This window comes from Pseudarthrobacter sp. NPDC092202, from assembly GCF_044755505.1.
In the GTDB taxonomy this organism is placed as follows: Bacteria; Actinomycetota; Actinomycetes; order Actinomycetales; family Micrococcaceae; genus Arthrobacter.
On record NZ_JBIVRG010000009.1, the window covers coordinates 128,809 to 155,799 of the forward strand.

The following is a 26,991-nucleotide window of genomic DNA, read 5'->3' on the forward strand; positions in this document are numbered from 1 at the left end:
GGGGGTGACAATCACTGTTCTAGTTCTCGGCGGCCGCCCGCACCTGGGCTTTGTCGTGCTCGGCGTGGGCCTTCCGCAGCAGGTCCAGGAACTCGGTCTCGTTGCGGACGAGGCGCTTGTACTTCTCCGGAAGCTTGCGGATCTCGTTCTCCTCGCGGCACATGGCAGCGAAGATCTTGTCCCGCTCGTTCATGTCCGTCTCGTAGTTGAGGTCCAGGTACTCCACGGCGTGCCGCCGGGCGCCGGAGACAGCGTTCTTGGCTTTGCCCTTGGGGCTGAAGATGGACGCCAGGACCGTGATCACCAGGACGCCGAGGATCACGCTCAGCGAAACGCCCGTGCTGACCTCCACCACGCTGACGTGCTCGCCGTCGTTGATGAACGGGAGGGTGTTCTCGTGCAGGGCGTGCAGGATGAGCTTCACCCCGATGAAACCCAGGATGACGGCCAGGCCGTAGGACAGGAAGATCAGCCGGTCCAGCAGCCCGTCGATCAGGAAGAACAGCTGCCGCAGGCCCATCAGGGAGAACGCCGTGGCCGTGAAGACAATAAAGACGTTCTGGGTCAGGCCGAAGATCGCCGGAATGGAGTCCAGTGCGAACAGGATGTCCGTGCCGCCGATTGCCACCATCACCAGGAGCATGGGCGTCAGGACGCGCTTGCCGTTTTCAACGGTGAACAGCTTGTCGCCGTCGTAGTGTTCCGACGCCGGCAGGAACTTCTTGGCGAGCCGCACCACCAGGCCTTCGGAGTCGTCGTCGTGGCTGCCCGGTTTGAGCAGGTTGCCGGCGGTGATCAGCAGGATCAGCCCGAAGATGTAGAACACCCACGCGAAACTGTTGATCAGTGCCGCACCCAGGAGGATGAAGCCCGTGCGGGCGATCAGGGAGAAGACGATGCCGAACAGCAGCACCTTCTGCTGGTCCGCGCGGGGCACCCGGAAGCTGGCCATGATGATCAGGAAGACGAAGAGGTTGTCCACGGACAGTGCCTTCTCCGTGATGTACCCGGCGAAGTATTCGGTACCCATCGTGGGTCCGCCGAACAGCAGCACGCCCAGTCCGAAGAGCACCGCGATGCCCACATAGATCGAGGACCAGAGGGCAGCTTCCTTGAGTGAGGGCGTGTGGGCCTTGCGCACATGGAAGAAGAAGTCGAAGGCCAGGAGGCCCACGATCCCGGCAATAGTCAGGGTCCAAACATAAGCAGGTACTTCCACGCTGCGGGCCTTTCGTCGGAGTCTCCTTAAAGCCTACCCACCTATGCCGGCTTCAGGAGTTCGTGTTCCACGACGGCGGCGCGCGAGAGGGTTTTGTAGCCCTCCTGTTCGAACAGGACCGTGATGACGTCATCCTCATGCCGCATCACCAATCCCGGCCCCCACTCCTTGTGGACCACGGCGGACTGGAGCGGGAACGGCTCCGCGGCCCGGCCGCCCGGTGCTGTGCCGCCGTCGTCCGCCCCGTCACGGGTGTAGTGCCTTGCGGCGTCGGCGCAGGCGTCGCAGTTGCCGCAGGCCTTTGCCAGTTCCTCACCGAAATAGCCCAGCAGGAACTGGCGCCGGCAGCCGTCCGTCTCGGCGTAGGCGCGCATCATGGTGAGCCGGGACTGGTCAACGCGCTGCCGGGCTTCGGCGAGTTCGACGGCGCCCCGCACCAGGGTGGGCAGCTTGGCTTTGGAGGACAGGCGGACGCCGCGCTTGCCAAGGGTGACGGCTCCGGTTTCCTCGAGCTGGTTAAGCAGCCCGGTGATCCGGCGGGCGGGAAGCCCCGTCAGCTCAGGCAGCGAAGACTTGGGCGTGGGCCCGTCCGCTGCTTTCAGCACTTTCAGCACCGCCAGGAGGGATTCCGGATCGGGGGAGTGGGTTGCGAAGAACTTCCGCAGGCCCAGGTCCTCTGACCGGTAGTGGAGGACGGCGGCCGCGGGTTCCCCGTCGCGCCCGGCCCGGCCGATCTCCTGGTAGTAGGCGTCCAGTGACTCCGGGATATCCGCATGGACCACGAAGCGCACGTTGGGCTTGTCGATTCCCATGCCGAAAGCGGTGGTGGCCACCGCCACGTCGAGCTGGTCGTCCAGGAACTGTTCGTGGATGTGCTCCCGGTCCGCCGTGGAACGGCCCGCGTGGTACGCCTCCGCGCGCAGCCCCTCCTTGCACAATTTGGCGGCGTACTTCTCGGTGTCCTTGCGGGTGGCGGCGTAGAGGAGCCCCTGCCCGTCCCGGGCCAGGGCGGCAACCTGCTTCAGCACGGCCTTCCGTTTGTCCTTGTCCTCGTGGTGGCGCACGACGTCGAGGCCGATGTTGGGCCGGTCGAACCCGCGGACCAGGACCAGCGGGTCCTTCATGCGCAGCCGCTCCACGATTTCGTCCCGGACCGGAGGCGAGGCGGTGGCGGTGAGGGCGGCTACGGGAGGGTTGCCGAGCTGCTCGCGGACGTGGCCCAGGCCCAGGTAGTCGGGGCGGAAATCGTGGCCCCAGGACGAGACGCAGTGGGCCTCGTCCACCACGAACAGGGAAATGTCCAGGGCTGCGATGCGATCCACGGTCTTGTGCTTGGCCAGCTGCTCCGGGGCCAGGAACAGGAACGTGGCTGTGCCGTTTTCCACCGCCTGCCATGCCGCCTCCACCTCGGAATCGCTGCGGGAGGAGTTGACGGCCACAGCCGCACCCGGCCCCAGGTCCCCGTCGAGGCCCTCCAGCTGGTCCTCCTGCAGCGCAATGAGCGGTGAAACCACGACGGCGGGACGTCCCGTTGCGTTGTGCAGGTGCTGGGCCGCGACCTGGTAGATCGCGGACTTGCCGTAGCCGGTGGGCATGACGGCCAGGACGTCGCGGCCGTCGGCGAGGGCGGCCATCCCGGCCAGTTGGCCGTCCCGCAGGTGGGCCAGGGAGAAGGAGGATGCCGCAAGGGCAGCGAGGTCATGAGCGTTGGACATGGGGGCGCTCCGCACAGAGTGGTTACTGCGGCCGCTTGCTTCAGCCAACTTAAACAGCCTAACGCCAGCCGCGTGCCGCCGTCGCCCGTTGCCCATGGTTCCCGCCCGGCAGGGGAGCTGCCTCCTTGACTTCCCCGCCACCCTGAACAAGTGTGGGAAAGGAACCGGCCCGCCGAAGCATCGGAAAGTGGCCGCGCCTGCAGAACGCAAGGAGAACCAGCCGTGACGCGCAAGAATCCCGATGTTGAAGAGGCCGACGAATCTGACATCGAAGTCAGCGATCACCCGAAGACATGGGCCGCGGGGGTGCCCGGCGTCTACCATTCCATGCAGCCGGCGCTGAAGCACATGGGCCTGGAACGCTCCAGGAAGACCCTGCTGGCGCTGAACCAGAAGGACGGTTTCGACTGCATGAGCTGCGCGTGGCCGGACCCCGGGCACCGCAAGACGTTCGAATTCTGCGAGAACGGCGCCAAGGCCGTGACGTGGGAGGCCACCCCGGTGGTGATTGGCTCGGATTTCTGGCAGGAGCATCCCGTCAGCGAGCTGCTGCAGCGCTCCGAGTACTGGCTGGGCATGCAGGGACGCCTGACGGAGCCGGTGTACAAGCCCGCCGGGGAGGACCACTACCGGCCCGTCAGCTGGGACCAGGCGTTCGGCATCATCGCGGACAAGCTGGCGTCCCTGCCCAGCCCGGACCAGGCGGCGTTCTACACCAGCGGCCGCACCTCGAACGAGGCCGCGTTCCTGTACCAGCTGTTCATCCGCGGGTACGGCACCAACAACCTGCCGGACTGCTCCAACATGTGCCACGAATCTTCCGGCTGGGGCATGGGCCAGACCATCGGCGTGGGCAAGGCCACGGTGTCCTATGACGACTTCGCCAAGGCGGACCTGATCATCATCATGGGCCAGAACCCCGGCACCAACCACCCCCGGATGCTCACCGCCCTGGAGGAGGCCAAGGAAGCGGGCGCAAGCATTGTGGCAGTCAACCCGCTGCCCGAGGCCGGCCTGATGCGCTACAAGAACCCACAGAAGGTCAAGGGCATCATTGGGCGGGGCACGGATCTGGCGGACCAGTTCCTCCATATCCGGATCGGCGGGGACATGGCGCTGCTGCAGGCGGTGTCCAAGCGGGTCCTCGATGCCGAGGCAGCCAATCCGGGCACCGTGCTGGACCATAAGTTCCTCGAGGAACACTGCCAGGGGCTTGAGGAGCTCCGGGAACACCTGGCCGGACTGGACGAAGCATCCGTCCTGGCGGCCACCGGCCTGCAGGCCGGGGAGATCGACGAGCTGGCCGACCGCTACCTCCGCGCCGAAAAGGTCATCATCACGTGGGCCATGGGCATCACCCAGCAGAAAAAGGGTGTGGCCACCATCAAGGAGATCATCAACCTGCTGCTGCTGCGCGGCAACATCGGCAAGCCCGGCGCCGGTGCCTCGCCCATCCGCGGGCACAGCAACGTCCAGGGGGACCGCACCATGGGCATCTGGGAGCAGATGCCGCCGGCGTTCCTGGATGCCCTGGGCAAGGAATTCAGCTTCGAGCCGCCCCGCGGGCATGGCGCGGACGCGGTGGAGACCATCCGGCAAATGCGCGACGGCGGGATCAAGGTTTTCATCGCGATGGGCGGCAACTTCGTGGGCGCCATGTCCGACACCCGGGCTGCCGAAGCGGCGATGGGCGGCACGGAACTCTCCGTCCAGATCTCAACGAAGCTGAACCGGTCCCACGCCGTGACAGGGGCCGAGGCCCTGATCCTGCCCACGCTGGGGCGCACTGAGATCGACCGGCAGGAGTCCGGCCCCCAGTTCGTCTCGGTGGAGGACACCGTCTGTGCCGTGCACGCCTCCCACGGCACCGTTGAACCGGTGGCTCCGGGCCTGCTTTCCGAGGTGGCGATTGTCTGCCAGCTGGCGCAGCGGGTGCTGGGGGACAGGATTTCGGCTGACTGGGCCGGCTTCCAGAAGGACTACGACTTGATCCGCGAGCATATCTCCCACGTGGTGGTGGGTTGCGAGGACTACAACCGTAAGATCCGGCAGGAAGGCGGCTTCGTCCTGCCGAACGGTCCCCGCGATTCCCGAACGTTCAACACCCCCACTGGCAAGGCCATGCTCACGGTCAACGAACTGGAGCATGTGGAGCGCCCGGCCGGCACCCTGATCCTGCAAAGCATGCGCTCGCACGACCAGTTCAACACCACCATTTACGGCCACAACGATCGCTACCGGGGCATCAAGAAGGGCCGCGAGGTGGTGTTCGTGAACCCCGAGGACCTGGCCGAGCTGGGGCTGGAAGACGGGCAGCACGTGGACGTGCGCGGCGTGTATTCGGACAACGTGGAGCGGGTCCTGCGGAACTACCGCCTGGTGTCCTACCCGTCAGCACGCGGATGCGCGGCCGCCTACTATCCGGAAGCGAACGTCCTGGTGCCGCTGGAGAGTGTGGCGGAGGGCAGCCAGACGCCGGTTTCCAAAGCGGTAATTGTCCGGCTCGAACCCGTTGCCGCGCTCGAGGAGGAGCCCACAGCCGCAGGGTAGGGTGCTGTATCCCTACTGCGCCGTGTCCGCCCAGCCTTTGCTGGCCGGGCCGCCGTCTTGCCCGTCCTCGCACAGCTGGAAGGCGACGTCCGCCGCTTTCGCAACTGACGCCGTCGACGCTTCCTTGGTGCCGGCGCTGCCGGTGCCTGCTTCCAGCCCTGCCGCATACCCCACCATGAAGGTGGTCACCGGAGCCGCTGCATGCGTTACGGAATCGGCCGATTTGCGGGCCAGGTCCAGGAGGAGGTCGTGGTCCACCTCCAGGTCCAGGATCTGCAGCGCCTGCGCAAGCCGGTTGCTCCACTGGTCCAGGATCTGCATTTCGTCCTCGTTGGCTGGCATGTCCGCTCCTTGGTCTTCCGTCATTGTCGGGACATTGGATCGTCCTCCGTGCCGAGACTACAAGGCTTCGCAGCGGAAGTCATCGGTACCGGGGGATCCCCGCGTAACCCCTAATCCACAAACAGGTAGACAGCCGGACTTACTACCCCTAGATATGAGGGCTGCCCGTGCTTAGACTGGGCGCACCCGCTCCAGGAAGCTCTCCGGCAACTGATTCCCAGCCATTACCAGATGCTGGACGGTGCCTGTCCGGCGGGATGCGCATCACCACTCATGAATCACGGCAGCCCTACCGGGCGATACGTGGGATAACAGGAGAAAAAGATGACAGGGAACAAAGCCGTTGCCTACAAGGGACCCGGGAAAGTCGAACTGATTGATATCGACTACCCCACGTTCGAACTCAAGGACGGGCCGGGCGTCAACCCGGCAAATGTTGGGCGCGCCGTCAACCATGGCGTGATCCTGAAGACAGTGGCCACCAACATTTGTGGCTCGGACCAGCACATGGTGCGCGGCCGCACCACGGCACCGCCGGACCTGGTTTTGGGGCACGAGATCACCGGTGAAGTGGTGGAGGTTGGCCGCGACGTTGAATTCATCAAGGTGGGGGACCTGTGCTCAGTCCCGTTCAACATTGCCTGTGGCCGCTGCCGGAACTGCAAGGAACGCAAAACCGGCATCTGCCTGAACGTGAACCCGGACCGCCCGGGCAGCGCCTACGGGTACGTGGACATGGGCGGCTGGGTGGGCGGTCAGGCCAACTATGTGCTGGTGCCGTACGCCGACTGGAACCTGCTGAAGTTCCCGGACAAGGACCGGGCCATGGAGAAGATCCTTGACCTGGCCATGCTTTCGGACATCTTTCCCACGGGATTCCACGGTGCCGTCAGCGCCGGCGTGGGAGTGGGCTCCACCGTCTACGTGGCAGGCGCAGGTCCCGTGGGCCTGGCAGCGGCCACCAGCGCGCACCTGCTGGGCGCCGCCGTCGTGATTGTGGGCGACCTGAACGAGGACAGGCTGGCGCGGGCGCGCAGCTTCGGTTGCGAAACGGTGGACCTCACCAAGGGAGGCCCGGCGGAGCAGATCGAGCAGATCCTTGGCGTGCCGGAAGTGGACTGCGGCGTGGACGCGGTGGGCTTTGAGGCGCGCGGCCACGGCCACGGCAAGGACGCCGAAGAGGCCCCGGCCACGGTGCTGAACTCGCTGATGGACATCACCGCTGCCGGCGGCGCGCTGGGCATTCCGGGGCTGTACGTGACGGGCGATCCGGGCGGCATTGACGAGGCAGCCAAGAAGGGTGCCCTCAGCCTGAGCCTGGGTACCGGTTGGGCCAAGTCGCTGAGCTTCACCACCGGCCAGTGCCCGGTGATGAAGTACAACCGCCAGCTGATGATGGCCATCCTGAACGACAGGGTGAACATCGCCAAGAACGTGAACGCCAAGGCGATCACGCTTGAGGAGGCCCCGCAGGGCTACGCGGAGTTCGACGCCGGCGCGGCCACCAAGTACGTCCTCAACCCGAACGGCTACCTGAGCTAGGCCGGACGGCGTCACGCGGCGCCGCCGGAAGCGGGGCGGCGGACGGTACTGTCCGGTAAGGGACCGGTGCGGAAATAGATGCCCTTCGGCTGGGGTTAGGCTGAAGGACACACCGCATCGAAGGAGATTCCCTTGAGTGACATCACTGTCCGCCACAACCCCGGCCGCGAGCGCTTTGAGATCCTCGACGCCGGCAACGTGATTGGCAAGGCGGCGTACAAGGCGTACGACGGCGGCGCCTCGCCGGAGCGGATTTTCTACCACACGGTGATCAACGAGGAATACGGCGGGCAGGGCCTTGCAGGGCAGCTCGCCACCGTTGCACTGGACGAGACGGTCAAGGCAGGCGTGGGCATTGTCCCGGTCTGCCCCTTCATCAAGAAGTTCCTCGCCAAGCACCCCGAATACGCCGGCGATGCGGTGGCCGTGAAGCCCGCGCACCTTGAGTTCCTCAACGGAGCCCTGGCCAGCCGCGCCCGCTGATATTCGACGCGCTCATTCGTTGTTGCCACGCAGCTTGGTTTTCGACTCGCAGGTTAGTTCTCGACCCTCGGATTTAGGCCGCGCCTCCTGACTTGGGCGTCGAGATGTACTTTGCGTGTCGCCAGATGCCCTCCCGCGCCCCGTGCGCAAGACTGTTTCCGTGAGCAACAAACCCCGGACTGCGCTGGCCGTCGCCGGCCTCAGCCTGGGCACGGCGCTGAACCCCCTCAACTCCTCGATGATCGCCGTCGCCCTGGTGGTGCTCCGCGGGGACTTTGGACTCGACGTCGCGGCCGTCACCTGGGTGGTGACCTCGTTTTACCTGGCCTCGGCCGCGGGCCAGCCGGTGATGGGCAGGCTTGCCGACAGGTTCGGGCCGCGGCGGATGTTCATGCTGGGCATGGGTTTGGTCGCGGTCACCTGTGCGCTGGCGCCGTTCGCCCCGAACTTCGCGCTGCTCTGCGTTGCCCGGGCGGTGATGGCGCTGGGCACGGCCACCGCCTATCCCAGCGCTGTGGTGATGGTGGGTGCCATTGCGCACCGGGCCAACGTGGAACCGGCACGTCCGCTGGGCAGCCTCCAGATGGCCAACACGTCGGCGGCGGCAGTGGGACCTGTGATCGGCGGATTGCTGGTGGGCTTTGTGGGCTGGGAGGCGTTGTTCCTGGTCAATGTCCCGCTGGCGCTGGCCGCGCTGCTGATCGTCCGGCAGGCTGCTCCGGCGGACAAAGCCAGGGAACGCGGCAGCGTTGCCGAGCTGCTGCGGGATTCGGACCTTCCCGGCATCCTGGGCTTTGTCTCCGCGCTGCTGCTGGTGATGATGGCCGCCCTGAACGTCGTGCCGGGCTACCGCTGGTGGATGCTGGCCGCGGGAACCGCGATCGCGGGGTTGTTTGCCTGGCGGGAGCTCCGGTTCACCCGGCCGTTCCTGGACCTGAGGCTCCTCGGCCGTAACAAGCCCCTGATGCTCATCTACCTTGCCTTCGCAGTGTTCAGCAGCGTCTATTACTTCGTCTTTTTCGGCCTGCCCCAGCTCCTGCAGGAAGCCGGCGGCTACGAGCCGGGCATTGTGGGCCTGCTGATGCTGCCCCTGGCGGGAATGTCCGTCCTGGCGACCCCCTGGGCGGTGAAGGCAATGGGAAGGTTCGGCGTGCGGCGCGTGCTGATTGCCGGCGTCGTGCTCCTGGCCGCGGCCGCCGCCCTGATGTGGCTGCTCACCGGCACCCTGGCGATCCCGCTGGTGGTGGTGCTCACTGCCCTGATGGGCATCCCGTACGGGACCGTGGGCATCGCCACGAACCAGGGCATGTTCGTTTCCATCCGGCCGCAGGAGCGCGGCGTCGCTGCCGGGATCTACCAAACCTGCCGGTATGTCGGCGCGATCACGGCCACGGTGATGATCGGTGTATTCGCGGGCGGCGGCGTGGACCAGGAAAGCTGGGCGCGGATGGTCCTGGCGATGCTGGTCCTGTGCGTGGTGACGTTCGCCGTGAGCCTGCTGTGGAGGCAGCGGACACCCTAGCCGGGCAGGAGCGCCTAGGTGTACATCAGCGAGCCCGGCGTGGTCAGCTTCTCCCCGGTCTCCAGCCAGGTCTTGAGTCCGGAGAGGATCATGGGCCAGCCGCCGTAGAGCTGCTCGTTCGCTCCTTCCCGCAGGTCGCTGTGGGTGACGGTCAGGCGGCAGGAATCGCCCACGGGCTCGATCTCCCACGTGACCTTCGAGGTCCCCTCCGTCTTGACGTCCTCGCCCCACAGCGCGCGCATGGTCTGGACCAGCCGGCGGGGCGGATCAACTTCCAGGTTCTCGCCCTCGCCCAGCGGCGCGCCGGCCTTCACGTTGTTCATGGTGAAGCTGCTGCCTGGGGTCCAGTCCGTGTCGATGGTGTTCCCGAACTGGTACTTGCTGCGGATCCCGCTGTCCGTAATGGCTTCCCAGAGCCGTTCCGGCGTGGTCTTGATATAGATTTCGAAGATCTTTTCCATGGGACTTTCCAATCTGGATTTGAGGTCGCTGAGGCCAGCGGCCCATGGTTCTGAATATTTGCTCACCCAGCGGTCGTGGACGAGCCTGATGGGCACCGGGTTCAGGAAATGCAGCTTTTCACGCCCCCGACGGCGGGCCACCACCAGTCCCGCTTCCTCCAGGACCTTGAGGTGCTTGGCAATCCCGAAGCGAGTCATGTCGAAGCGGGCCCCAAGCGAGCTCAGGGACTGCCCGTCCTGGCGGAACAGCTCATCGAGGAGGTCCCGGCGGGTGGGGTCGGAGAGTGCCTTGAACACTGCGTCCATAACCACATGATAGGTGACTATATGGTCACCTATCAAGGGTGTGCCACTATGTTTTTGTGCTGCCCCTGAGCCAAATTTCCAGTATGCGTAAGACGGTCGACGACGGCTGGCGCTCACCCGTGGCGGATGCCGTGGGGGAGCTTTGGGATATCGACCCCGCTGGACTTCGGTTCTGGCGCTCATCCTCGGTACACGTGTTCGTTGTTCCACCACGAAGCGATGACCGCGGTGTGCTGTACGCGCGCTTTGCGCCGTACGACGGAACGGCGGGGCGCCGGCTGCGGCAGGGGGCAGAACTCGGCGAACTACTGAAGGCGGCCGGAGCCGCTGTGGCCGGGGTGGTCAGGTCCCGGTCCGACGCGGTCGTGGAACGCGTCAGCACGCCGTTAGGCGACATGGCCGCGTGTGTGCTGCATCGGGTGGAAGGCGAGGAACTGGACGCAGATGACCTCGTGGCGGAGGACGCACGTGCCTGGGGGCTGGCGCTGGCTGCTTTCCACCGGACAGCGGGGGAGGTGGGTTCGTCTGCCGCTTCGCGCCCGGACCAAGCGGTCCCGGATGCCTTTGCCGCCCTGGCCGCTCATGCAGAGCGCCAGGGCGATGCTGAACTTGCGTCATCGGCTAGCCACCTGCGTGGAGTGTATGCGCGCTTGGACCCGGAACCCCTGGTGTTAGGGCACGGCGATTTCGAACTGGACAACCTGCGGTGGTCAGGAGGCCAGGCTGTGTGCTTTGACCTGGACGAATCCGGCGTGATGCCTGCGCCTGCCGACGTTGCCTCCGCAGTGCGCGACCTCCTGGGCCCGTGTCCCGGATCGCCACAGCATCCGGAACTGCTCGCGGCGTTCCTCGATGGTTACCGCCTCGGATCAGGCCGCGCCATCAGCCCGGACCAGCTCCTCCTGCACCGTGCGTCCTTCGCCGCGGAACACGTCCTGGAAGCACCGGCAGTCCTGGACCTGAACCCCGCAGGCACGGGCTGGCTCCCGGATCTGGCTGCCTCCCTGGTCCGCCACTACAAAGGCGAGCGCACCATCATCCTGGCGACGGCCGCCGTCGTGCCTTAAGAGCGCCCGCCCACTTTGTCCGGGAACGGCTTGGCGATGGGCCGCGGCTCCAGCCATATCCGCTCCCGCGGGCCCTGTGGGTACGCATGCTTCTTGCCGGCCAGCGTGATGATCCAGGCTGCCACTACCGGCAGCGCGGCGGCCACGGGAACCAGCATCGGACCACCCACCACCAATGCCGCTGAGCCATACAAGGCACCGACCGTGATGCCGAGCTGGATGGTCAGCACGGTGAGGCCGTTCGCTGCTTCCTGGTACTCGCCGCCGGCCCTCAGGATGGCGGACTGGTTGTAGATGCCGATCGCCCCCAGTCCCGCCCCCCAGACGGTCATGAGGACCAACGCCACGGTGAAGTTGCCTACGGCGAGGGGCAGGAAAAACATGGACAGGGCGATCGCCGCAGTGGTGACCAGCAGGGAACGCCGCGGCCGGGAATCCACGGTGAGGCCCGCGATCCAGATGCCCAGCAGCCCGGAGCCGCCCAGCACGGTGAGCGAGAGGCTGATGGCGTAGTCCGGGAAACCGGCGTCGCGGATAAACGGAGCGATATAGGTGAACAGGGCGAAGTGCGCCAGGACCAGCAGCGGCCAGGCAATTGCGACCGGCTTCACCCCGGGCTGGGCGATGGCTTTGCGCAGTGACGGGCGGACGGCGTCGGAGATCTTTTGTACGCGTGGGAGCAGGAAGAACGCCAGCACGGTGAGGACCAGTCCGAACCCGGCCAGCACCATGAACGCGGCCCGCCAGCCCAGGAACCCGCCCAGCGCGGTCCCCACGGGCGCGCCGATGGCCAGGCCCAGGCTGTTGCCGCTGAAGACAATGGCCAGGGCCTTGCCCACCTTGTCCGCCGGAACCACCCTGGTGACGAACGGGGCCATGGTGGTCCACAGCAGCCCATGGGCCAGGCCGCCCACCAGGCGGGCAATCATCGCGGACGTGAAGTCAGGCGCCAGTCCCACCATGGCGTTGCTGGCGGCGAACGTCAGGACCAGCCCCACCAGCAGCGCATGCCGCGGTATCTTCCCCAGCAGCCGGGCAGCCGGAACCACCGTAACCACAATCACCGCGGCATAGGCCGCAGCCAGGTAGCCGGCCACCGGCTCGGACACATTCAGGCCCGCGCTGATCTGCGGCAGCAGCCCGGACGGCAGCAGTTCGGTGGTGATGGCGGTAAAGGCGATGGTGGCCAGGACCACCATCGCGGCGTAGGGGAAACGGGCAGGCGCCGGCGCGGAATTCGCGGAAGACATGGGGGAGGGGTCCATTCAAGGGGGAGGGGTGGAACGCGGCTCGCTGGCCGGACAATTCCTCCCTTAAATTTACAGGATCCCGCCCCCTGCTCCGTGCCGTTCCCGGCGCGTCCCCGGTGCCGTTTACGGTGTGCCGTGCCGCACCGCTGGAATCAGCGGGCGGCCGGTTCCCTGACCTCCGTGATGGCGCTTAGCCGTGAATCCAGCAGGCCTGCCGCGACGGCTGGAGCAAGCCCCGGCGCCAGCGGAAGGCGCGGTACCACCAGGCAGTGCCAGAGGTGGTAGATGTCCGCCTTGCCCGACCATACGGTGGAGGTGACATTGCCGTGCTCGTCGAGTTCCTGCTTCCAGGAGCCGTGCTCGTAGTCGATGAACCAGTCGCGGGCGTGGTCCCAGATCCGCTCGTACCAGTCCGCGTATTTCTTCTCGCCGGTGGCGATGTAGAGGGCTGCGGCCCCGCCGATTGCCTCCGCGGGAACCCAGCGGATGCGGGTGGTGACCACCGGCCTGCCCTCCCAGTCCACCGTGTACACAAACCCGGGATGGCCGTCCGGCTGCCAGGCGTCGCGGATCGCAGCATCGAACAGGCCGCGCGCGTCTTCCAACAGCCAGGCCGGTACATCCAGGCGGCGGGCTTCGAGCCCGGCACGGAGGTGGAGGAGCAGCCGGGCCCACTCAACCCAGTGGCCCGGGGTTCCGCCATAGGCCCGGAACTGGCTGGCCCGGTCATCGGTGTTGTACTCCGGCATCGGGGTCCACTCGGGGTCGAAGTGCTCGAACACCCGGTAGTTGTTGTTGCGCGCAAATTCGTGGATGAGCACCTCGGCAATGTGGAGGGCCCGTTCCAGCCAGCGGTCCTCGCCGGTCACATCAGCGACGATCAGGTACGCCTCGACCGAGTGCATGCTCGCGTTGCCGCCACGGTAGGCCTCGGTTTCGGTGAACTCCCGGTTCCAGGAGTCAAAGCACATGTTGGCTTTGTGGTCCCAGAATTTTGTGTCGGCTACCCGCAGGGCCTCGTCCAGCAGTTCCCGGGCTCCCGGGCGGTTTGCGGCAACGGCACTGGCGGCGGCGAGGAGCACGAAGGAGTGCTGGTAGCCGGACTTGGTGTCGTTTACCGGACCGTTCGCGTCGATCTCGGCGTACCAGCCGCCAAACTCATCGTCGTGGAAGGCCCCGTTAAGCGCTGCGATGCCGTGGTCCACGAGCGTCGCGGCACCCGGCCGCCCCATCAGCGCGGCGACAGCGAAACTGTGGACCATCCGGGCGGTGATCCACAGATGGGTCGGCTTGTCGGTGAATACCTTGCCGTTGTTGTCCAGCCAGCCGAATCCCGTGGGCACCTTTGACCCCGCGGCGAAATTGATCAGCCGGTCGGTTTCTGCCTCGAGCCATCGTGCGTGGGCGGCACTGTTCAGCCACGTCATGTCAGTTCCTCTTTCTGATACGGGGTGCAAGTTTGGAGCCGGTCCAGTCAGCGGGTGCCGAAGTCGGTATCTGTGTAGGCGCCGGCACGCCGGGCGCCACCACAGCTGCAGTCGTTTCCGACGTCAAGCTGGATGTTCACCGGTGCACCCGGGTCAATCGTCAGCGAGATGGTTTCGCCGCTGGTGGTGGACACGCGCAAGGGGCTCTTGTGCGGGGAGATGGCAGTCATGGCCGCCCTTTCGTTAGTGGTGTTGGTTGGATACATGCATCTGTTACCCGACGGTTGTTACCCGACAGTGTCGAGCACGCCGCGGACAATGGTGGCTGCCGCGCCAAGGTAGGCAAGGACGATCAGCAGGATCTGGGCGGCGCGGGCAGGGACAAAACGGGCAGCGACGTCGCCCAGCACCAGCCCCACCAGGCAGGCTGCGGCAACCGCCGCCCACATCGCAGCGGGAAGTGAGGGAAATGTCGCGGGAGCCGTCAGGGCTTTGGAGGCCAGGGAAAGCGCGCCGATGGTGAAAAAATATGGCTGCATGGTGGCTGCGAAGGACTTGTGCTGCCACCGGGTGGCGATGGAGTACATGCTCACGGCGGGTCCGCCGACGCCGGCCGCGGTGTTCATGAAGCCGCTGAGGCCGCCCGCGGTAAAGAGGTAGCGGCGCCGGGCCGGCAAGGTGGCGGATTTCAGGGCCAGCAGGACGGTCAGCCCGACGGCAAGGATCACCCCGATGGAAATCTCCAGGACTGCAGGCGGGATGAGCCGGATCAGGAAGGCCGCCGGAACGATTCCCAGCACCGCCGAGGCCGTGAGGGCCGCGTACCGTTTCCAGTCGATGTCCCGGACAACCCGGAAGATGATGGCTCCGGCAGTCACGGCGCCGCAGACGTTCACCAGCACCACCCCCTCCACCGGGCCCAGGAGCAGGACCAGGAAGGGGGCGGCCACCAGGGCGAAGCCCATGCCGGTGATGCGCTGCATCCCTGCTCCCATGACGACGGCTCCCAGCACCAGCCCGGTGGTCAGCATTTAGGGCCGCCAGGCCACGTATTGGACCTCCTCGAACTCCTCCAGGCCCAGGCTTGCGCCTTCCCGGCCCAGGCCTGACTGCTTGGCACCGCCCATGGGCGCGAAAGCCACGGACGGCAGGGGATCGTTGACGCCCACGATGCCGGCCTCGAGCTGCTCCGGAATCTCCCAGCCGCGCTTTGGGCTGCTGCTCCAGACGTATGCGGCCAGGCCCATCTCGGTGGCGTTGGCCTTCCGGATGGCGTCCTCCTCCGAGGAGAAAGTCACGACGCCGGCTGCCGGACCGAACACTTCTTCGGTCACCAGGGGTGCGTCGTCCGGAACGTCCGCCAGGAGCGTGGGAGCCAGGAAGGAGCCGTGGCCGGGCACGTCGGTCCGCTGCGTGACGCGGCGGGCGCCGCGTTCCAGGGCGTCGTCCACCAGCGCCTGCACGGCGGACACCCGCTCGGCGTCGATCACGGGGCCCAGGTCCGGGACGGGAGTGCCGTCGTCGGGAACGCCGTGGCCGATGCTCATCGCGTCAAACCGCGCAGCCAGCCTGGCGGCGAACTCCCCGGCGATGCTGTCCTGGACCAGGAACCGGTTGGCCGCCACGCAGGACTGGCCCGTGTTGCGCAGCCGGCCCAGCACTGCGCCCTCGACGGCCGCATCCAGGTCGGCATCCTCGAAGACGATGAACGGCGCATTGCCGCCCAGTTCCAGCAGCGGCCGGACCACCCGGTCCGAGGCGGATGCCATGATCTGCTTGCCCACGCCGGTGGAGCCGGTGAAGCTGACGGCCCGGACGGCCGGGTGCTTGAGCAGGGCCGCGGTGATTTCCCGCGAGGGGCCGTGGACCAGATTGACCACGCCCGCCGGGAATCCGGCGTCGTGCAGCACTTCGAAGAGTCCGGTGGCGGCCAGCGGCGCCTTTTCGGAGACCCTGCCCACCACGGTGCAGCCTGCGGCGAGCATCGCGGCGAGTTTGCGGGCCTGGATGGAGACCGGGAAGTTCCAGGGGGTGAGGCTGAGGGCCACACCGATGGGCTTCCGCAGGCTCAGGTGGCGGCGGCCCTGCAACTCGGGCGGGCTGACGGTGCCGGTGGTGCGCCGTACTTCCTCGGCGAACCAACGGAAGTATTCCACCGAGAAGTCCACCTCGCCCTGGGCTTCGGGGAGCCGCTTGCCGGCCTCGAGGGCCAGGGTGTGGGCGAGTTCATCCCGGCGTTCGGCAAGGAGGTCGGCTGCGTTGCGGAGCAGGTCGGCGCGGTTCCGCACCGTGGTGCGGGACCAGGACCCGAAGGCGTCCGCTGCTGCGTCGGCTGCCTGGGTGGCGTCCGCGGCGGTGCCCCAGGCGATCTCTCCGACGGTGCTGCCGTTTCCGGGGTCCGTCACGGTCTTGGAGGTGCCGGTGGCGTGCCAGGTGCCGTTGACGAGGTGTTGGGCTGATTTGAGGTTCACGGATGATGCCTTTCGGAGGGCGGGGAGAGGTCCGGGACGGCGGGGCGGGAGCGGAAGGCCGCCGCCGCCGTCGTAATGCTCATCCCTTGCTGGCGCCGGCGGTGATGCCGGCAACGAAGTAGCGCTGCAGGAAGACGTAGGCCACCACCACGGGCAGGGAGGCCAGGATGACGCCGGCGAACAGCAGCGGGTAGTCGGTCTGGAACTCGCCCTGGAAGCTCAGCAGCGCCAGCGGCAGCGTGCGGTTGCCGGGGGACTGGATGAACAGCAGCGGGTACAGCAGTTCGTTCCAGTGGATGACGAACAGGAAGATGGCAGCCGCGGCGATGGACGGCGCGGACAGCGGCAGGGCGATGGAGACGTACGTCCGCCAGGGGCCGGTGCCGTCAATCGAGGATGCTTCGTAGAGTTCCTTGGGCAGGGTCCGCATGAACCCGCCCAGGATAAAGACGGCGATGGGCAGGGTGGACACCAGGTTCGCCAGCACCAGCCCGGCCAGGCTGTCCAGCAGCCCCAAACGGCCAAAGAGGACATACAACGGAACCATGTTGGCCTGCGCCGGGATGGCCATGCCCAGCACCAGGAAGCCGAAGATGGCCCAGGACATGAACCCCTTGAGCCGGGAGACGGCGTAGCCGGCCAGGCTGGCAAGGAACAGGGTGAGCGGGACGGAAATGGCGGTGACAATCACGCTGTTCATGAAGGACGAACCGAGGTCCTGGCCGCCGATCACCTCGGCGTAGTTGCCGGGGGAGAGGGACTGCGGCAGGCTGAACGGCCCGGCAAACAGTTCCTGCGTGGACTTGAAGCTGCCGAACCCCACCACGGTCAGCGGAACGATGATGATGACCGCGTAGATCGCGAGGATTCCGCGGCGGGTTATTGACGAGAGCATGCTGTCATTCCCCCTTCGGGGTGAGGCGGAGCAGCCGGCGCTGGAGCCAGGTGACCAGGGCGATCATGGCCATGAAGATGATCGACTGGGCGGCGGCGTAGCCGAACTCCGAGTTGGCGAAGGTGCTGTAGATACGGGTGGAGAGGATGTCCAGGGACTGCTTGGGCGGGTTGCCCGCGATGCCCAGGATCAGGTCGAAGGCCTTGAACGACTGCACGGTGGTGTACGCCACCACGATGGATGTTGCCGGGGCCACGAAGGGCCAGGTGATGGATTTGAACTGCTGCCACTTGTTGGCGCCGTCCATTTCGGCTGCCTCGTAGAGTTCCCGCGGGATGGCCTGCAGGCCGGCGATGTAGACCACCATCATCTGCCCGGCGTGGAACCACACCTGCGTCACGGCCACCCAGTACAGCGCCTGGGCGTCGTTTCCAAGGTAGGAGCTTTGGAGTGCTTCCAGCCCCACGCCGCCCAGCACCGCATTGGCCAGGCCGAAGTTGGGATCGTAGATGAACTTCCAGATGAACGCCACTGACACCGAGGACAGGATGGTGGGGAAGAAGAACAGCGCGCGGAGCAAGACGCTCCCGCGCGAATTCTTCGTCAACAGCAGCGCCAGGATCAGCGAGAAGAACGTCTGCGCGATCACCACCAGCAGCACGAACTTGAGGTTGTTCATGAGGGCGTTCGTGAACAGCGAGTCGTTAGTGAAGGCCCGCATGAAGTTGTCCAGCCCCACGTAGTTGAACGCGGCTGAGAAGCCGTTCCAGTCCGTGATGGCGTACTGGAAGGCCTGCAGCGTGGGCATCACCAGGAAGAAGGCGATCACCGCGACGGCGGGAAGCGGGAAGAGGTAGAGCGCCGGATTTACCCGGGTGGGGGAGCGGCGGCGCCCCTTGTTGGCATTCACGTCTGGAGGGCTGCCTGGTGCCTTCCGCTTCGCAGGCAGCCCGGTGTGGGTGCTCATATCCGTTCGTCAACAATCTTTTGGGCGGCCTCTGCTGCCTGCTCGGGGCTGGTGCCCGAGATGACGGCGGTGGCGCTGGCTTCCACGGCGTTGCGGACATCCAGGTTCTGGAACTGGAACCGCGCGGCCAGTGCTGTGTTCTTGTCCAGCCAGGGACTCAGGCGCTTCAGGTCCGGGTTGGTGTAGTCCACGTCCTTCACGGACACGTGCTGCGCCGTCTGGTTGGCGTAGTAGGCGGCGTTCTCCGGCTCGGAAAGGAAATCGATCCAGGCAGCCGCTGCGGCCTGGTTCTTGCTGGCCGAGTTGACGCCCAGAATGAAGGTTGCGTTGTAGACGCCCTCATACTTGGCGTTGCCGTCCGAGGTGTTGGGGAACACCAGCTCGATGGGGAACTGGGCGCCCAGGCCGCGGACGGCGGCAATGTGGTACGAGCCCGTGGCGAGCATGGCTGCCTGGCCCTGGGAGAACAGGTTCTGGGCCGGCTCCACGGCGGTGCCGGTGGCGTTGGGCTGCAGGTACGGGACCAGGTCCTTGTACTGGTTCAGCATCTTGATGAACCAGTCATCCGTGACCTTGAGCTTGCCCTGTTCTATTTGGGCGCACATGTCGTCCACAGGGCCGTTGTTGGCGATCATGCAGTTGAAGAGCTGGCCGCCGTTTCCAACATCGCCGCCCGGCCACGAAATGGGGATGACGCCGGAGGACGCCAGCTTCTCGCACATGGCAAGGAAGCTGTCCCAGTCCTTGGGGGCGAGGTCAGCGCCGGCCTTGTCGAACAGGTCCACGTTGGCCATCGGCATGGGGAACACCACCTGGTACGGCAGTCCCAGCTGGCTCTCGCCGGACTTTCCGGCGGAGAGCAGCCCTTCCTGGTAGTTCGAGACGGCCTTGCTGTCCTTGAGCTCGGTGTAGATCCCGGCCTCGGTGAAGTTCTTGAACTGGGACCCGCGGAAGGTGGCAAACGCGTCGCCAATGGAGCCGCCGCGCAGCTTCTGCAGGGCCTGGGCGTTGTAGTCGTTGGACGTCGAGATGTCCTGGGCCACTTCAACGCCGTCGTGCAGTGCAGCAAACCGCTTGACCAGCTCGTCGAACACCACCTTGTCCTCACCGCGCCAGTGCGCAAAGGACACCTTGCCCGTGATATCCCCCGTGGCGGGGGCGGCGGGGCCGGTGGCACCGCCGGGCGCCGTGGAACCACCGGGACCGGCGCATGCTGCCGCGGTGGCGCCGAAGCCCATAGCCCCCAGGAGTGCGATGGCCTGCCTGCGTGAAATCTGACTCACAATAATCTCCTCGTTGAGTGTTTTGCTGTGCCTTGCTTGCTTGACTGCGGAAAGCGGCTTGCCACGGCCCTGACGCTGTGGCCCTCCCGGAGTGGTTACGCGTTGGTCCTTTGCGCGGTGACAACGTCGTCCACCACGGCGCAGAGGCGCTGCAGCCGCCGGACGGCGTCCGTGGACAGGGATTCGACGACGTCGGGCGCACCGATGCAGGACGCCCAGACGGCGCGTCCGGAGAGGAAGCCGCTGGCACCTTCCAGGCAGGCCCACCGGACTGCATCCGGGAAGACGTCTTCGGGGACGCCGGAGGAGAGCACCACCCAGGGTCCGTCGATCGCGCTGGTGAGTTCGGCGCACGCGGCGCGGACCTCGGCTTCGGGGGCCTGGCCTTTGTACGGGACCTCCGCCTTGTACAGGTCCGCGCCCAGGCTGCCGAGTTCCCTGGCGGCGGTGAGGATGCCGGCGTTCCAGTCGAAGTCCCCGCCGGCCAGTGGCTTGCGGGAGACGGGCTCGATGATGCTGATGAGCCCCGCGGAGCGGCAGCTGTCCACGAATTCGCGGACCATTTCCACCCTGCCTTCGGCGGGCTCGTCCGGGCGGTACAGCACCAGGAGTTTGAGGGCCTTGACGCCCAGGGCCTTGTACTTGTGCGGGTCCACCAGGCGGTCGATGGTTACCTCGCCCACCAGCTCGCCGTGCGCGGACTCGAAGTGGTCTGCCGAGGCGATCAGCCCGCAGCTGGGATCCACCACGTTGTCCGCGATGGCCTGGTCCAGGGCGAACTGCCGGTCGATGAGGACGCCGGACGCATAGGGGGTGAGGATTTTGGCGGCCTGCAGCTTGAAGTCCTGCAGGTCTTGGTCCGTGACGGGCTGGTCGGTGTGTTCGGCGAACATGTTGCGCATGGCTTCGCGTTGGTCGACGGCGAGCATTGCGAAGGCGCCTGACGGGCGCTGGAGGGGTGAGAGGTCTGTGGGGCTCATGGGCTGCTTCTTTCAGCTAGGCGGTGTGGTTGGAAGTAAGGACAGGTGTAATGGCCTGGTGCGGGATGGCGGAGCGGCCGTCCAGCCCTTCGCAGGATGCGGAAGCGGTGCGGCCGGCGAAGGCTGCCGCGTCAGCCAGGGAAAGGCCGGCCGCGACGGCGGCGAGCAGGGCGCCGTGGTAGACGTCGCCGGCGCCCAGCGTGGAGACGATCGTGGCGGGGGTTGCGGGCACATGGAGCGGGTCCGCGTTGCCGTCCCTGACCCAGGCCCCGTCAGAGCCGGCGGTGGCGACGACGGCGGAGGCGCCGTCGTCGACCGCTTTGCCCAGGAGCGCCTCCGGTGAGTGGTGCCCGCCGTACTCTGCGTGGAGCCGCTCGGTGGTGGGGACGTAGAGGGCCACGCCCCGCGGGCTGAAGGACGCAATGGGGTTGCCGGCATCCACGCTGACGTTCAGGCTGCCGGCGCTGAAGGCCGGAAGGGACGCCACGGCGTCCCAGCCAAGGTGGTCCACGTGCACCCAGGCTGCCGATTCCACCAGTTCATGGAACCGGCTGCCGGCCGGAAAACTGACCGGCGGCACGGGCCGGGTGACAATCGCCCGGCTTTCGGACGCCTTGCTGACCACGATCACGCTGGCACCCGTTTTGACGTTGGGGTCGCGGATCACTGCCGAGGTGTCCACGCCTTCGGCCTGCAGGCCGGCGATGATGCGGTCGCCTTCCTCGTCGGTGCCGAGGACGCCTGCGAAGGCTGTGTTTGCTCCGGCACGGGCGGCCGCCACGGCTGCGGTGGCGGCCGGGCCGCCACCCGCCGTCGCGAAGTCCGAAGCGACGGTGCGGCTGTCCGCGGCGGGGTAATCCTCCACCAAAGCGATGGAGTCAAGCGTGGCGCAGCCTACGAAGAGCAGGGTTCCAGTTGACGGTTGGGGCACGTTCCACCTCGTTGTAGTTCCGGCTGGTACTGAAGAAATATACACACGCTATGTTGGAATAACAACACTTTCTGTATAGTTCTGTTTGGGATGCAACGCCACGGTCCCCCCAAAACTCAACGTAGAGAAACGGAGCAGCACATGTCATTGCCTTCTGCGGAAACGGTCCGGACCATCCGGTACGGCCTCATCGGCGCCGGCCACATGGCCCGCGAACATGTCCGGAACCTGGCCCTGATTCCCGGAAGCCGGATCACCGCCGTATCTGATCCCCAGCAGTCATCCTTGGAGGAGACCGTTGCCGAGATCGGCTACGAGGTGCAGGCCTTCCCCTCGCACCAGGAACTGCTCGCTTCCGGCCTGGTGGACGCACTGGTGATCGCCAGCCCCAACGACACCCACCTGGCCATCCTCAAGGACATCTTCGCCAGCGGAACCAACCTGCCCGTGCTCGTGGAAAAGCCGGTGTGCACCACCGCCGCGCAGGCAGATGAACTGGAAGCGCTCGCCGCGGACTACCCGGCACCTGTATGGGTTGCCATGGAATACCGCTACATGCCGCCGGTCCAGGAAGTCATCCAGGCCGCACACAACGGCAAGCTCGGCAACATCTACATGCTGTCCATCGTGGAGCACCGTTTCCCGTTCCTGCACAAGGTGGATGCCTGGAACCGCTTCGCGGAGCGGACCGGCGGAACCCTGGTGGAGAAGTGCTGCCACTTCTTCGACCTGATGAGGCTGATCCTGCAGGATGAGCCCGTCCGCGTGTACGCCAGCGGCGGCCACGACGTGAACCACATGGATGAGGTGTTCGACGGCCGGGTGTCGGACATGATCGACAACGCCTACGTGATCGTGGACTTCAAGGGCGGCCGCCGCGCGATGCTGGAGCTGTCCATGTTCGCCGAGGGCTCCAAGTTCCAGGAGCGGATCTCCATTGTGGGGGATGCCGCGAAGATCGAGACGCTCATCCCCGTGGCGGCCAACCACTGGATCGAAGGTGACGAAGCGGAAGCCACGGTAGAGTTCAGCCCGCGCTCGCCGCTCGGACCGGAAAAGCATGAGGTTCCGGTGGATGAAGCAGTGCTTGCCGCCGGTGCCCACCACGGCTCCACCTACTACGAGCACCTTGGCTACCGGAAGGCGATCCTGGGCGAAGGCCCCGTTGAGGTGACGGTAGCAGATGGCCTGCAGTCGGTCCGGATGGGGCTCGCGGCCGAGCGCTCGATCTTGGAAGGACGCCCCGTTGAGCTTACGAATGCCGGTGCCGGGGTACGTCACTAGGTAAGTTGGTGTTGGAAAAGCAACACTCCGCGGGCTGGGGGCCCGCGGGTGGGGCAGGAAGAAGGGGATATGAGCACCGCACGTGAAGAGGCGCCGCTGACGCCCCGCCAGCGCACCATCGTGGAGGAACTTGGCCGGCGCGGGTTTATTTCCACCACGGACCTGGCCGAAACCTTTGCGGTATCGGACATGACCGTGCGCCGGGACACCCGGGTACTGTCCAAACTGGGCCTGGTCAGGGTGGTCCACGGCGGGGTCAGCGCCATCCATGGTCAGGGCCAGAACGCGGACTTTGCCGCCCGCGTGCGGGAGGATTCCGACGCGAAGCTCCGGGTGGCCCGTGCCTGCGTCTCCATGATCGGGGAACGCGACGCCATCATCCTGGACGCCGGCACCACCACGTACCAGATCGCCCAGGAGCTGCCCAGCTCCTTCACGGGCACCATCATCACGCACTCCGCACCGGCCATCCAGCGCTGCCTGCAGTTGACCGCTGCCCGCACCATCTGCCTGGGCGGCGAACTGCTCCTGGACAGCCAGGCATTCAACGGTCCCATGACTGTCAGCGCCGCGGCCGGCCTCCGCGCCAAGACGGCCTTCATTGGCGTGAGCGGAATCCATGACGAGGCGTTTTACATTGAGCGGGACGTGGAGCGCGCCACTAAGATCGCCCTCATGAACTCTGCGGAACAAGTGGTAGTGGTGGCAACACACCAGAAAATGCTGCGGTATGCGCTGGCCAGGCTGGCTGCCTTCGATGCGGCCGACGTGCTGGTGACGGATGCGCCCCCGCCGCGGGAAATCGAGACGGCGTTGCGCGCCGCGGACGTCAAGCTTGTGGTGGCCGCGTGAGGGCGCCCCTGCAGGTTTCCGTGCCCGACCAGAAACTGCTGGACGCGCTCGCGCCTGCTTCCGGCGTCGAATTTTATGTGTGGGACTTTTCCGGGCCCGCCCCCGCGGAACGGCTGGACATTGTGGTGCCGCCGTACATGCGCGGGCCGGAGGTGCTGGCCGCGCTGGAGTCCGTGGAGATCGGCCTCATCCAGAGCCAGTCGATAGGGTACGACGGCGTGGCGGACGTGCTGCCCGCGGGTTGCGTTTTCGCCAACGCGGCAGGGGTGCATGAGACGTCGACGGCGGAGCTTGCCTTGGGCATGATGATCGCCAGCCAGCGCGGCATGGACGACTTCGTGCGCAACCAGGCCAGCGGCACGTGGGGCAACAGCCAGCGGCCAAGCCTTGCGGACAGGCGCGTGCTGCTGGTGGGTTACGGGGGAGTGGGCAAGGCCATCGAGGCCCGGCTTTTGCCCTTCGAAACGCAGGTGACCCGGATGGCCAGCCGTGAACGCGAGGATGCCAGCGGCAAGATCTTCGGGATCGACTCGTTGTATGAGCAACTGCCGCTGCACGACATTGCGGTGGTCAGCGTTCCCCTCAGTGAGCAGACCCGGCAGCTGGTGGACGCGAAGTTCCTGGCCTCAATGCCGGACGGGGCGCTGCTGGTCAACGTGGCCCGCGGGGCGGTGGCGGACACAGATGCGCTGCTGGCCGAGACGTCCACGGGCCGTCTGCGTGCCGCCTTGGATGTCACGGATCCGGAGCCGCTGCCGGCGGACCATCCCCTGTGGACCACGCCGGGAGTGCTGATCACCCCGCACGTGGGCGGGGCCAGTTCGGCGATGTTCCCCCGCATGGTCCGGCTGGTCCAGCAGCAGATTGGATTGATGCTGGACGGCAAAGAACCGGTGAACGTGGTGTTGGGCGGCGCTGCCGGATAGGGTCATTCGCCCGTATCTGGGCGTTATCCACATAGCGGTTTCCGCGGGCTCTCATTGTCAGGGGTCGCTGGCAGACTGGGGTTATGGAGGCAGGTGCGGGGAACCCGGTTATGAAGGCGGCGCCGCGCGTCTGCGTTGATTTCGCCGGTGTTGCTTTGGCCGGCGTTGTGCCGGTTCCCGGTGTTCCATCCGCCGCAGTCCCGAGCGCCGCAATTGACCCCCAAGCGCCGTTTGATCCCACGGTTGAGGATCTGATCGCGGGGGTTCGGGGTCTGCGGGTGTCCTCTGACGGCGCCGGGCTGATTGACCAGTTGTGGGGCCTGGAGGAGCTGAAGGCGGCCATTGGGGCTGCGCAGGCAAGGGTTGCCGTGGCGTTTGATGTTGCCCAGCGCCGCGAGCAGGCCGAAGCCGGGATTCCTGTGGCCGAGCAGGGGCAGGGCGTGGCGGCGCAGGTTGCGCTGGCCCGGGGTGAGTCGCCGTCCCGGGGCGGGCGGCTGCTCGGGCTGGCCAAAGCGCTGGTGGCGGAGATGCCCCGTACCCTGGCTGCGCTGGATGCCGGCCGGCTGAATGAGTGGCGGGCCACCCTGGTGGTCAGGGAAACGGCGTGCCTGAGCGCCGCGGACCGGTGCGCCGTTGATGAGGAGCTCGCCGCTGACATGTGTACTTTTACCGGGGCCGGGGACCGGGCGGTGGTGGCTGCAGCGCGGGCGGCGGCGTATCGGCGGGATCCCCGTTCGGTGACGCAGCGGGCGTCCCATGCTGCCGGGGAGCGGTGTGTGAGCCTGCGTCCGGCACCCGACACCATGGCGCGTCTGACAGCGCTGCTGCCCGTCGCAGAGGGCGTGGCGGCTTATGCTGCGCTGAGCGCGCACGCCGACACTTTGCGGGCCGGCGGTGAAGACCGTTCCCGGGGGCAGATCATGGCCGACACCCTGGTGGAGCGGACCACGGGCACCCCGGGCGGCGTCATCGGTGTGGAGATCCAGTTGGTCATGACCGACCGGACTCTGTTGCAGGGGGATTCTGAACCGGCACGCCTTCCCGGCTACGGGATTGTCCCGGGCGGCTGGGCCCGTGAGTTGGTTTCCAGCGGTGGCAGGGGCGGCAAAGCCAGGAATCCGGGATCAGTTGCCGGCAGGGAGCCTGCGGCAGGTGGCGTAGAAGGCCCAGGGAGCAAGACGCCCGCACCGGGTGATCATGAGCCCGGGCTCGACGAGCATGATTTCAGGGTCTGGCTGCGGCGGCTGTACACGGCTCCCGGCGCGGGAGACCTGGTGGGCATGGATTCGCGGGCGCGGTTGTTCCCGGCAGGGTTGCGCCGTTTTATCCAGGCCCGCGACGACACCTGCCGCACGCCATACTGTGATGCACCCATCAGGCATCACGACCACGTGGTGGCCTGGCATGCCGACGGGACCACGAGCCTGGGCAACGCGGCCGGGCTCTGCGAGGCCTGCAACCACACGAAGGAAAACCACGGCTGGAAGACCATCCCCCGGCCGGCCCCACGGCACACCATCGAGTACCGGACCCCCACCGGCCACTCCTACCACTCAACAGCACCCCCACCACCCGGAAGCCCAGTAGCTGGTCGGTTGGTGCGTGCCACAAAGCTGGTTCGAACTTAACCGCCCGGGTGTGCGTCCCGCAGCTTTTGGCGGCTGGCCTTGCGAATGGCCTTGGTGACGCGATCAAGCCGTGGTGAGTCCAGGGTCCAGGTCTGCCAGTAAAGGGCCACGTCATGGTGCTCACGCTCCTTCAACACCACCAGGGAGCCGTCGGCGAGGTCCGTTCCCAGCTGCAACTCGGGAATCATGCCCCATCCGAGGCCTGCCCTCAAACCTGCAAGGAATCCCTCGGAGGAAGGGATGAAATGTGTTGGTGGCGCCTGCTGTACACCACGGGCCTTGAGCTGCAGCTGTTGCAGGTTGTCCTTGGCATTGAACTGGAGCATCGGCATGCGCTGCCAGTCCACCCCGCTGCCGGCTTTGAAGCGCTTGCGCAGCCCCGGGGTGGAAACCGGGAGGTAGCGCATATGGCCAAGCCGTTCCGCCCGGCACCCGTTGACCGGCGTGGGGTCGGAGGTGATCGCTCCGAGAACGTCTCCGCGGCGCAGGAGTTGGCTGCTGTGGTCCTGGTCCTCCACACGCAGGTCCAGGGTGGTCTCGGCCCACGTGCCGGCCTCGTGAAGCACGTCCACAAACCATGTGGCCAGGGAGTCAGCGTTGACGGCAAGGGGGGTCACGGTCCGGGAAGAGGCGCCGTTACCCAGTGACTCCCAGGTTTCGGCCTCAAGGACCTGCACCTGGCGGGACATGCGCAGCAGGACCGATCCGGCTTCCGTGGGGGTGCACGGCACGCTACGGCGGACAACCACCTGCCCTACCGATTTTTCCAGCGCCCTGATGCGCTGGCTGACCGCGGAGGGACTGATGCACAGGAGATCGGCCGCGGCCTCGAAAGTGCCCTCGTCCACAATCGCTGCCAGGGCCCGGAGATGCTCAAAGTTCATGAAGAA

Annotated in this window: 24 protein-coding genes; 9 read left to right on the forward strand and 15 right to left on the reverse strand. The window is 66.4% G+C overall.

The window, feature by feature from the left end; translation table 11 throughout:
• Nucleotides 1-19: 19 nt before the first annotated feature.
• Together ACIQF4_RS14515 and ACIQF4_RS14520 are read right to left on the reverse strand one after the other, a co-directional pair.
• Nucleotides 20-1,219, reverse strand: a complete 1,200-nt coding sequence (locus ACIQF4_RS14515) for a TerC family protein (protein ID WP_350003929.1) — start codon at nucleotides 1,217-1,219, stop codon at nucleotides 20-22.
• 41 nt (nucleotides 1,220-1,260) lie between these two features.
• Entirely contained in the window at nucleotides 1,261-2,934 is a 1,674-nt protein-coding gene (locus tag ACIQF4_RS14520; protein WP_400516329.1) for a RecQ family ATP-dependent DNA helicase, read from the reverse strand.
• A gap of 222 nt (nucleotides 2,935-3,156) precedes the next feature.
• Here ACIQF4_RS14520 and ACIQF4_RS14525 point away from each other — a divergent pair, with 222 nt between their 5' ends.
• Nucleotides 3,157-5,484 carry an FdhF/YdeP family oxidoreductase gene (locus ACIQF4_RS14525; protein WP_400516328.1) on the forward strand — a complete coding sequence of 776 codons (2,328 nt, stop codon included), beginning with the start codon at nucleotides 3,157-3,159 and terminating at the stop codon, nucleotides 5,482-5,484.
• A 12-nt stretch (nucleotides 5,485-5,496) separates the two neighbouring features.
• Here ACIQF4_RS14525 and ACIQF4_RS14530 read toward each other — a convergent pair whose 3' ends face one another.
• The gene (locus tag ACIQF4_RS14530; protein WP_400516327.1) at nucleotides 5,497-5,826 is read right to left on the reverse strand and encodes a DUF6457 domain-containing protein; all 330 of its coding nucleotides are present in this window, start codon (nucleotides 5,824-5,826) and stop codon (nucleotides 5,497-5,499) included.
• Nucleotides 5,827-6,150: 324 nt separating this feature from the next.
• On the opposite strand from ACIQF4_RS14530, the gene fdhA reads away from it, so the two are divergent.
• From fdhA to ACIQF4_RS14545, 3 genes are all read left to right on the forward strand, one after another.
• Entirely contained in the window at nucleotides 6,151-7,368 is a 1,218-nt protein-coding gene (gene fdhA, locus ACIQF4_RS14535; protein ID WP_231457053.1) for a formaldehyde dehydrogenase, glutathione-independent, read from the forward strand.
• Nucleotides 7,369-7,500: 132 nt separating this feature from the next.
• Nucleotides 7,501-7,851: a GNAT family N-acetyltransferase gene (locus tag ACIQF4_RS14540; RefSeq protein ID WP_400516326.1), complete on the forward strand. Its 351-nt coding sequence runs from the start codon at nucleotides 7,501-7,503 to the stop codon at nucleotides 7,849-7,851.
• A 160-nt stretch (nucleotides 7,852-8,011) separates the two neighbouring features.
• Nucleotides 8,012-9,373 carry an MFS transporter gene (locus ACIQF4_RS14545; RefSeq protein WP_400516325.1) on the forward strand — a complete coding sequence of 454 codons (1,362 nt, stop codon included), beginning with the start codon at nucleotides 8,012-8,014 and terminating at the stop codon, nucleotides 9,371-9,373.
• Between the two features lie 14 nt (nucleotides 9,374-9,387).
• Here the strand turns inward: ACIQF4_RS14545 and ACIQF4_RS14550 are convergent, their stop codons facing one another.
• Nucleotides 9,388-10,140 (reverse strand): ArsR/SmtB family transcription factor, encoded by a 753-nt coding sequence (locus ACIQF4_RS14550; RefSeq protein WP_400516324.1) that lies wholly within the window; start codon nucleotides 10,138-10,140, stop codon nucleotides 9,388-9,390.
• Between the two features lie 83 nt (nucleotides 10,141-10,223).
• On the opposite strand from ACIQF4_RS14550, the gene ACIQF4_RS14555 reads away from it, so the two are divergent.
• Nucleotides 10,224-11,207 carry a phosphotransferase gene (locus ACIQF4_RS14555; RefSeq protein WP_400516323.1) on the forward strand — a complete coding sequence of 328 codons (984 nt, stop codon included), beginning with the start codon at nucleotides 10,224-10,226 and terminating at the stop codon, nucleotides 11,205-11,207.
• On the opposite strand, the gene ACIQF4_RS14560 is transcribed toward ACIQF4_RS14555, so the two are convergent.
• The 10 genes from ACIQF4_RS14560 to ACIQF4_RS14605 form a co-directional block, all read right to left on the reverse strand.
• The gene (locus tag ACIQF4_RS14560) at nucleotides 11,204-12,457 is read right to left on the reverse strand and encodes an MFS transporter (RefSeq protein WP_400516322.1); all 1,254 of its coding nucleotides are present in this window, start codon (nucleotides 12,455-12,457) and stop codon (nucleotides 11,204-11,206) included. The two genes, ACIQF4_RS14555 and ACIQF4_RS14560, sit on opposite strands and share 4 nt — an antisense overlap.
• A 152-nt stretch (nucleotides 12,458-12,609) precedes the next feature.
• Nucleotides 12,610-13,884, reverse strand: a complete 1,275-nt coding sequence (locus ACIQF4_RS14565) for an AGE family epimerase/isomerase (RefSeq protein WP_400516321.1) — start codon at nucleotides 13,882-13,884, stop codon at nucleotides 12,610-12,612.
• 47 nt (nucleotides 13,885-13,931) lie between these two features.
• Entirely contained in the window at nucleotides 13,932-14,114 is a 183-nt protein-coding gene (locus ACIQF4_RS14570; protein WP_350003918.1) for a hypothetical protein, read from the reverse strand.
• Between the two features lie 57 nt (nucleotides 14,115-14,171).
• A complete protein-coding gene (locus tag ACIQF4_RS14575) occupies nucleotides 14,172-14,915 on the reverse strand; it encodes a sulfite exporter TauE/SafE family protein (protein WP_400516320.1) in 744 nt (247 codons plus the stop codon).
• The gene (locus ACIQF4_RS14580; RefSeq protein WP_400516319.1) at nucleotides 14,916-16,355 is read right to left on the reverse strand and encodes an NAD-dependent succinate-semialdehyde dehydrogenase; all 1,440 of its coding nucleotides are present in this window, start codon (nucleotides 16,353-16,355) and stop codon (nucleotides 14,916-14,918) included.
• Nucleotides 16,356-16,434: 79 nt separating this feature from the next.
• Nucleotides 16,435-17,250: a carbohydrate ABC transporter permease gene (locus tag ACIQF4_RS14585; protein ID WP_066273968.1), complete on the reverse strand. Its 816-nt coding sequence runs from the start codon at nucleotides 17,248-17,250 to the stop codon at nucleotides 16,435-16,437.
• A 4-nt stretch (nucleotides 17,251-17,254) separates the two neighbouring features.
• Nucleotides 17,255-18,160, reverse strand: a complete 906-nt coding sequence (locus ACIQF4_RS14590) for a sugar ABC transporter permease (RefSeq protein WP_350003915.1) — start codon at nucleotides 18,158-18,160, stop codon at nucleotides 17,255-17,257.
• A 53-nt stretch (nucleotides 18,161-18,213) separates the two neighbouring features.
• Nucleotides 18,214-19,500 (reverse strand): extracellular solute-binding protein, encoded by a 1,287-nt coding sequence (locus ACIQF4_RS14595; protein WP_350003914.1) that lies wholly within the window; start codon nucleotides 19,498-19,500, stop codon nucleotides 18,214-18,216.
• A 95-nt stretch (nucleotides 19,501-19,595) separates the two neighbouring features.
• Nucleotides 19,596-20,480 carry an aldolase gene (locus ACIQF4_RS14600; RefSeq protein ID WP_350003913.1) on the reverse strand — a complete coding sequence of 295 codons (885 nt, stop codon included), beginning with the start codon at nucleotides 20,478-20,480 and terminating at the stop codon, nucleotides 19,596-19,598.
• A 16-nt stretch (nucleotides 20,481-20,496) separates the two neighbouring features.
• Nucleotides 20,497-21,411: a PfkB family carbohydrate kinase gene (locus ACIQF4_RS14605; protein ID WP_400516318.1), complete on the reverse strand. Its 915-nt coding sequence runs from the start codon at nucleotides 21,409-21,411 to the stop codon at nucleotides 20,497-20,499.
• Between the two features lie 141 nt (nucleotides 21,412-21,552).
• Between ACIQF4_RS14605 and ACIQF4_RS14610 the strand changes: the two genes are divergently transcribed.
• The 4 genes from ACIQF4_RS14610 to ACIQF4_RS14625 all read left to right on the forward strand — a co-directional run bounded on the left by ACIQF4_RS14610 (nucleotide 21,553) and on the right by ACIQF4_RS14625 (nucleotide 26,101).
• Complete coding sequence (locus ACIQF4_RS14610; protein WP_400516317.1) at nucleotides 21,553-22,695, forward strand: Gfo/Idh/MocA family protein; 1,143 nt, start codon at nucleotides 21,553-21,555, stop codon at nucleotides 22,693-22,695.
• A gap of 69 nt (nucleotides 22,696-22,764) precedes the next feature.
• Nucleotides 22,765-23,547 carry a DeoR/GlpR family DNA-binding transcription regulator gene (locus tag ACIQF4_RS14615; RefSeq protein WP_350003910.1) on the forward strand — a complete coding sequence of 261 codons (783 nt, stop codon included), beginning with the start codon at nucleotides 22,765-22,767 and terminating at the stop codon, nucleotides 23,545-23,547.
• Nucleotides 23,544-24,473, forward strand: coding sequence for a 2-hydroxyacid dehydrogenase (locus ACIQF4_RS14620; protein WP_400516316.1), 930 nt, complete (start codon nucleotides 23,544-23,546; stop codon nucleotides 24,471-24,473). The genes ACIQF4_RS14615 and ACIQF4_RS14620 overlap by 4 nt, the downstream gene beginning before the upstream one ends.
• Nucleotides 24,474-24,556: 83 nt before the next feature.
• Nucleotides 24,557-26,101 carry a DUF222 domain-containing protein gene (locus ACIQF4_RS14625; protein WP_400516315.1) on the forward strand — a complete coding sequence of 515 codons (1,545 nt, stop codon included), beginning with the start codon at nucleotides 24,557-24,559 and terminating at the stop codon, nucleotides 26,099-26,101.
• On the opposite strand, the gene ACIQF4_RS14630 is transcribed toward ACIQF4_RS14625, so the two are convergent.
• Nucleotides 26,098-26,985, reverse strand: a complete 888-nt coding sequence (locus ACIQF4_RS14630; protein WP_400516314.1) for a LysR family transcriptional regulator ArgP — start codon at nucleotides 26,983-26,985, stop codon at nucleotides 26,098-26,100. The two genes, ACIQF4_RS14625 and ACIQF4_RS14630, sit on opposite strands and share 4 nt — an antisense overlap.
• Nucleotides 26,986-26,991 lie beyond the last annotated feature (6 nt).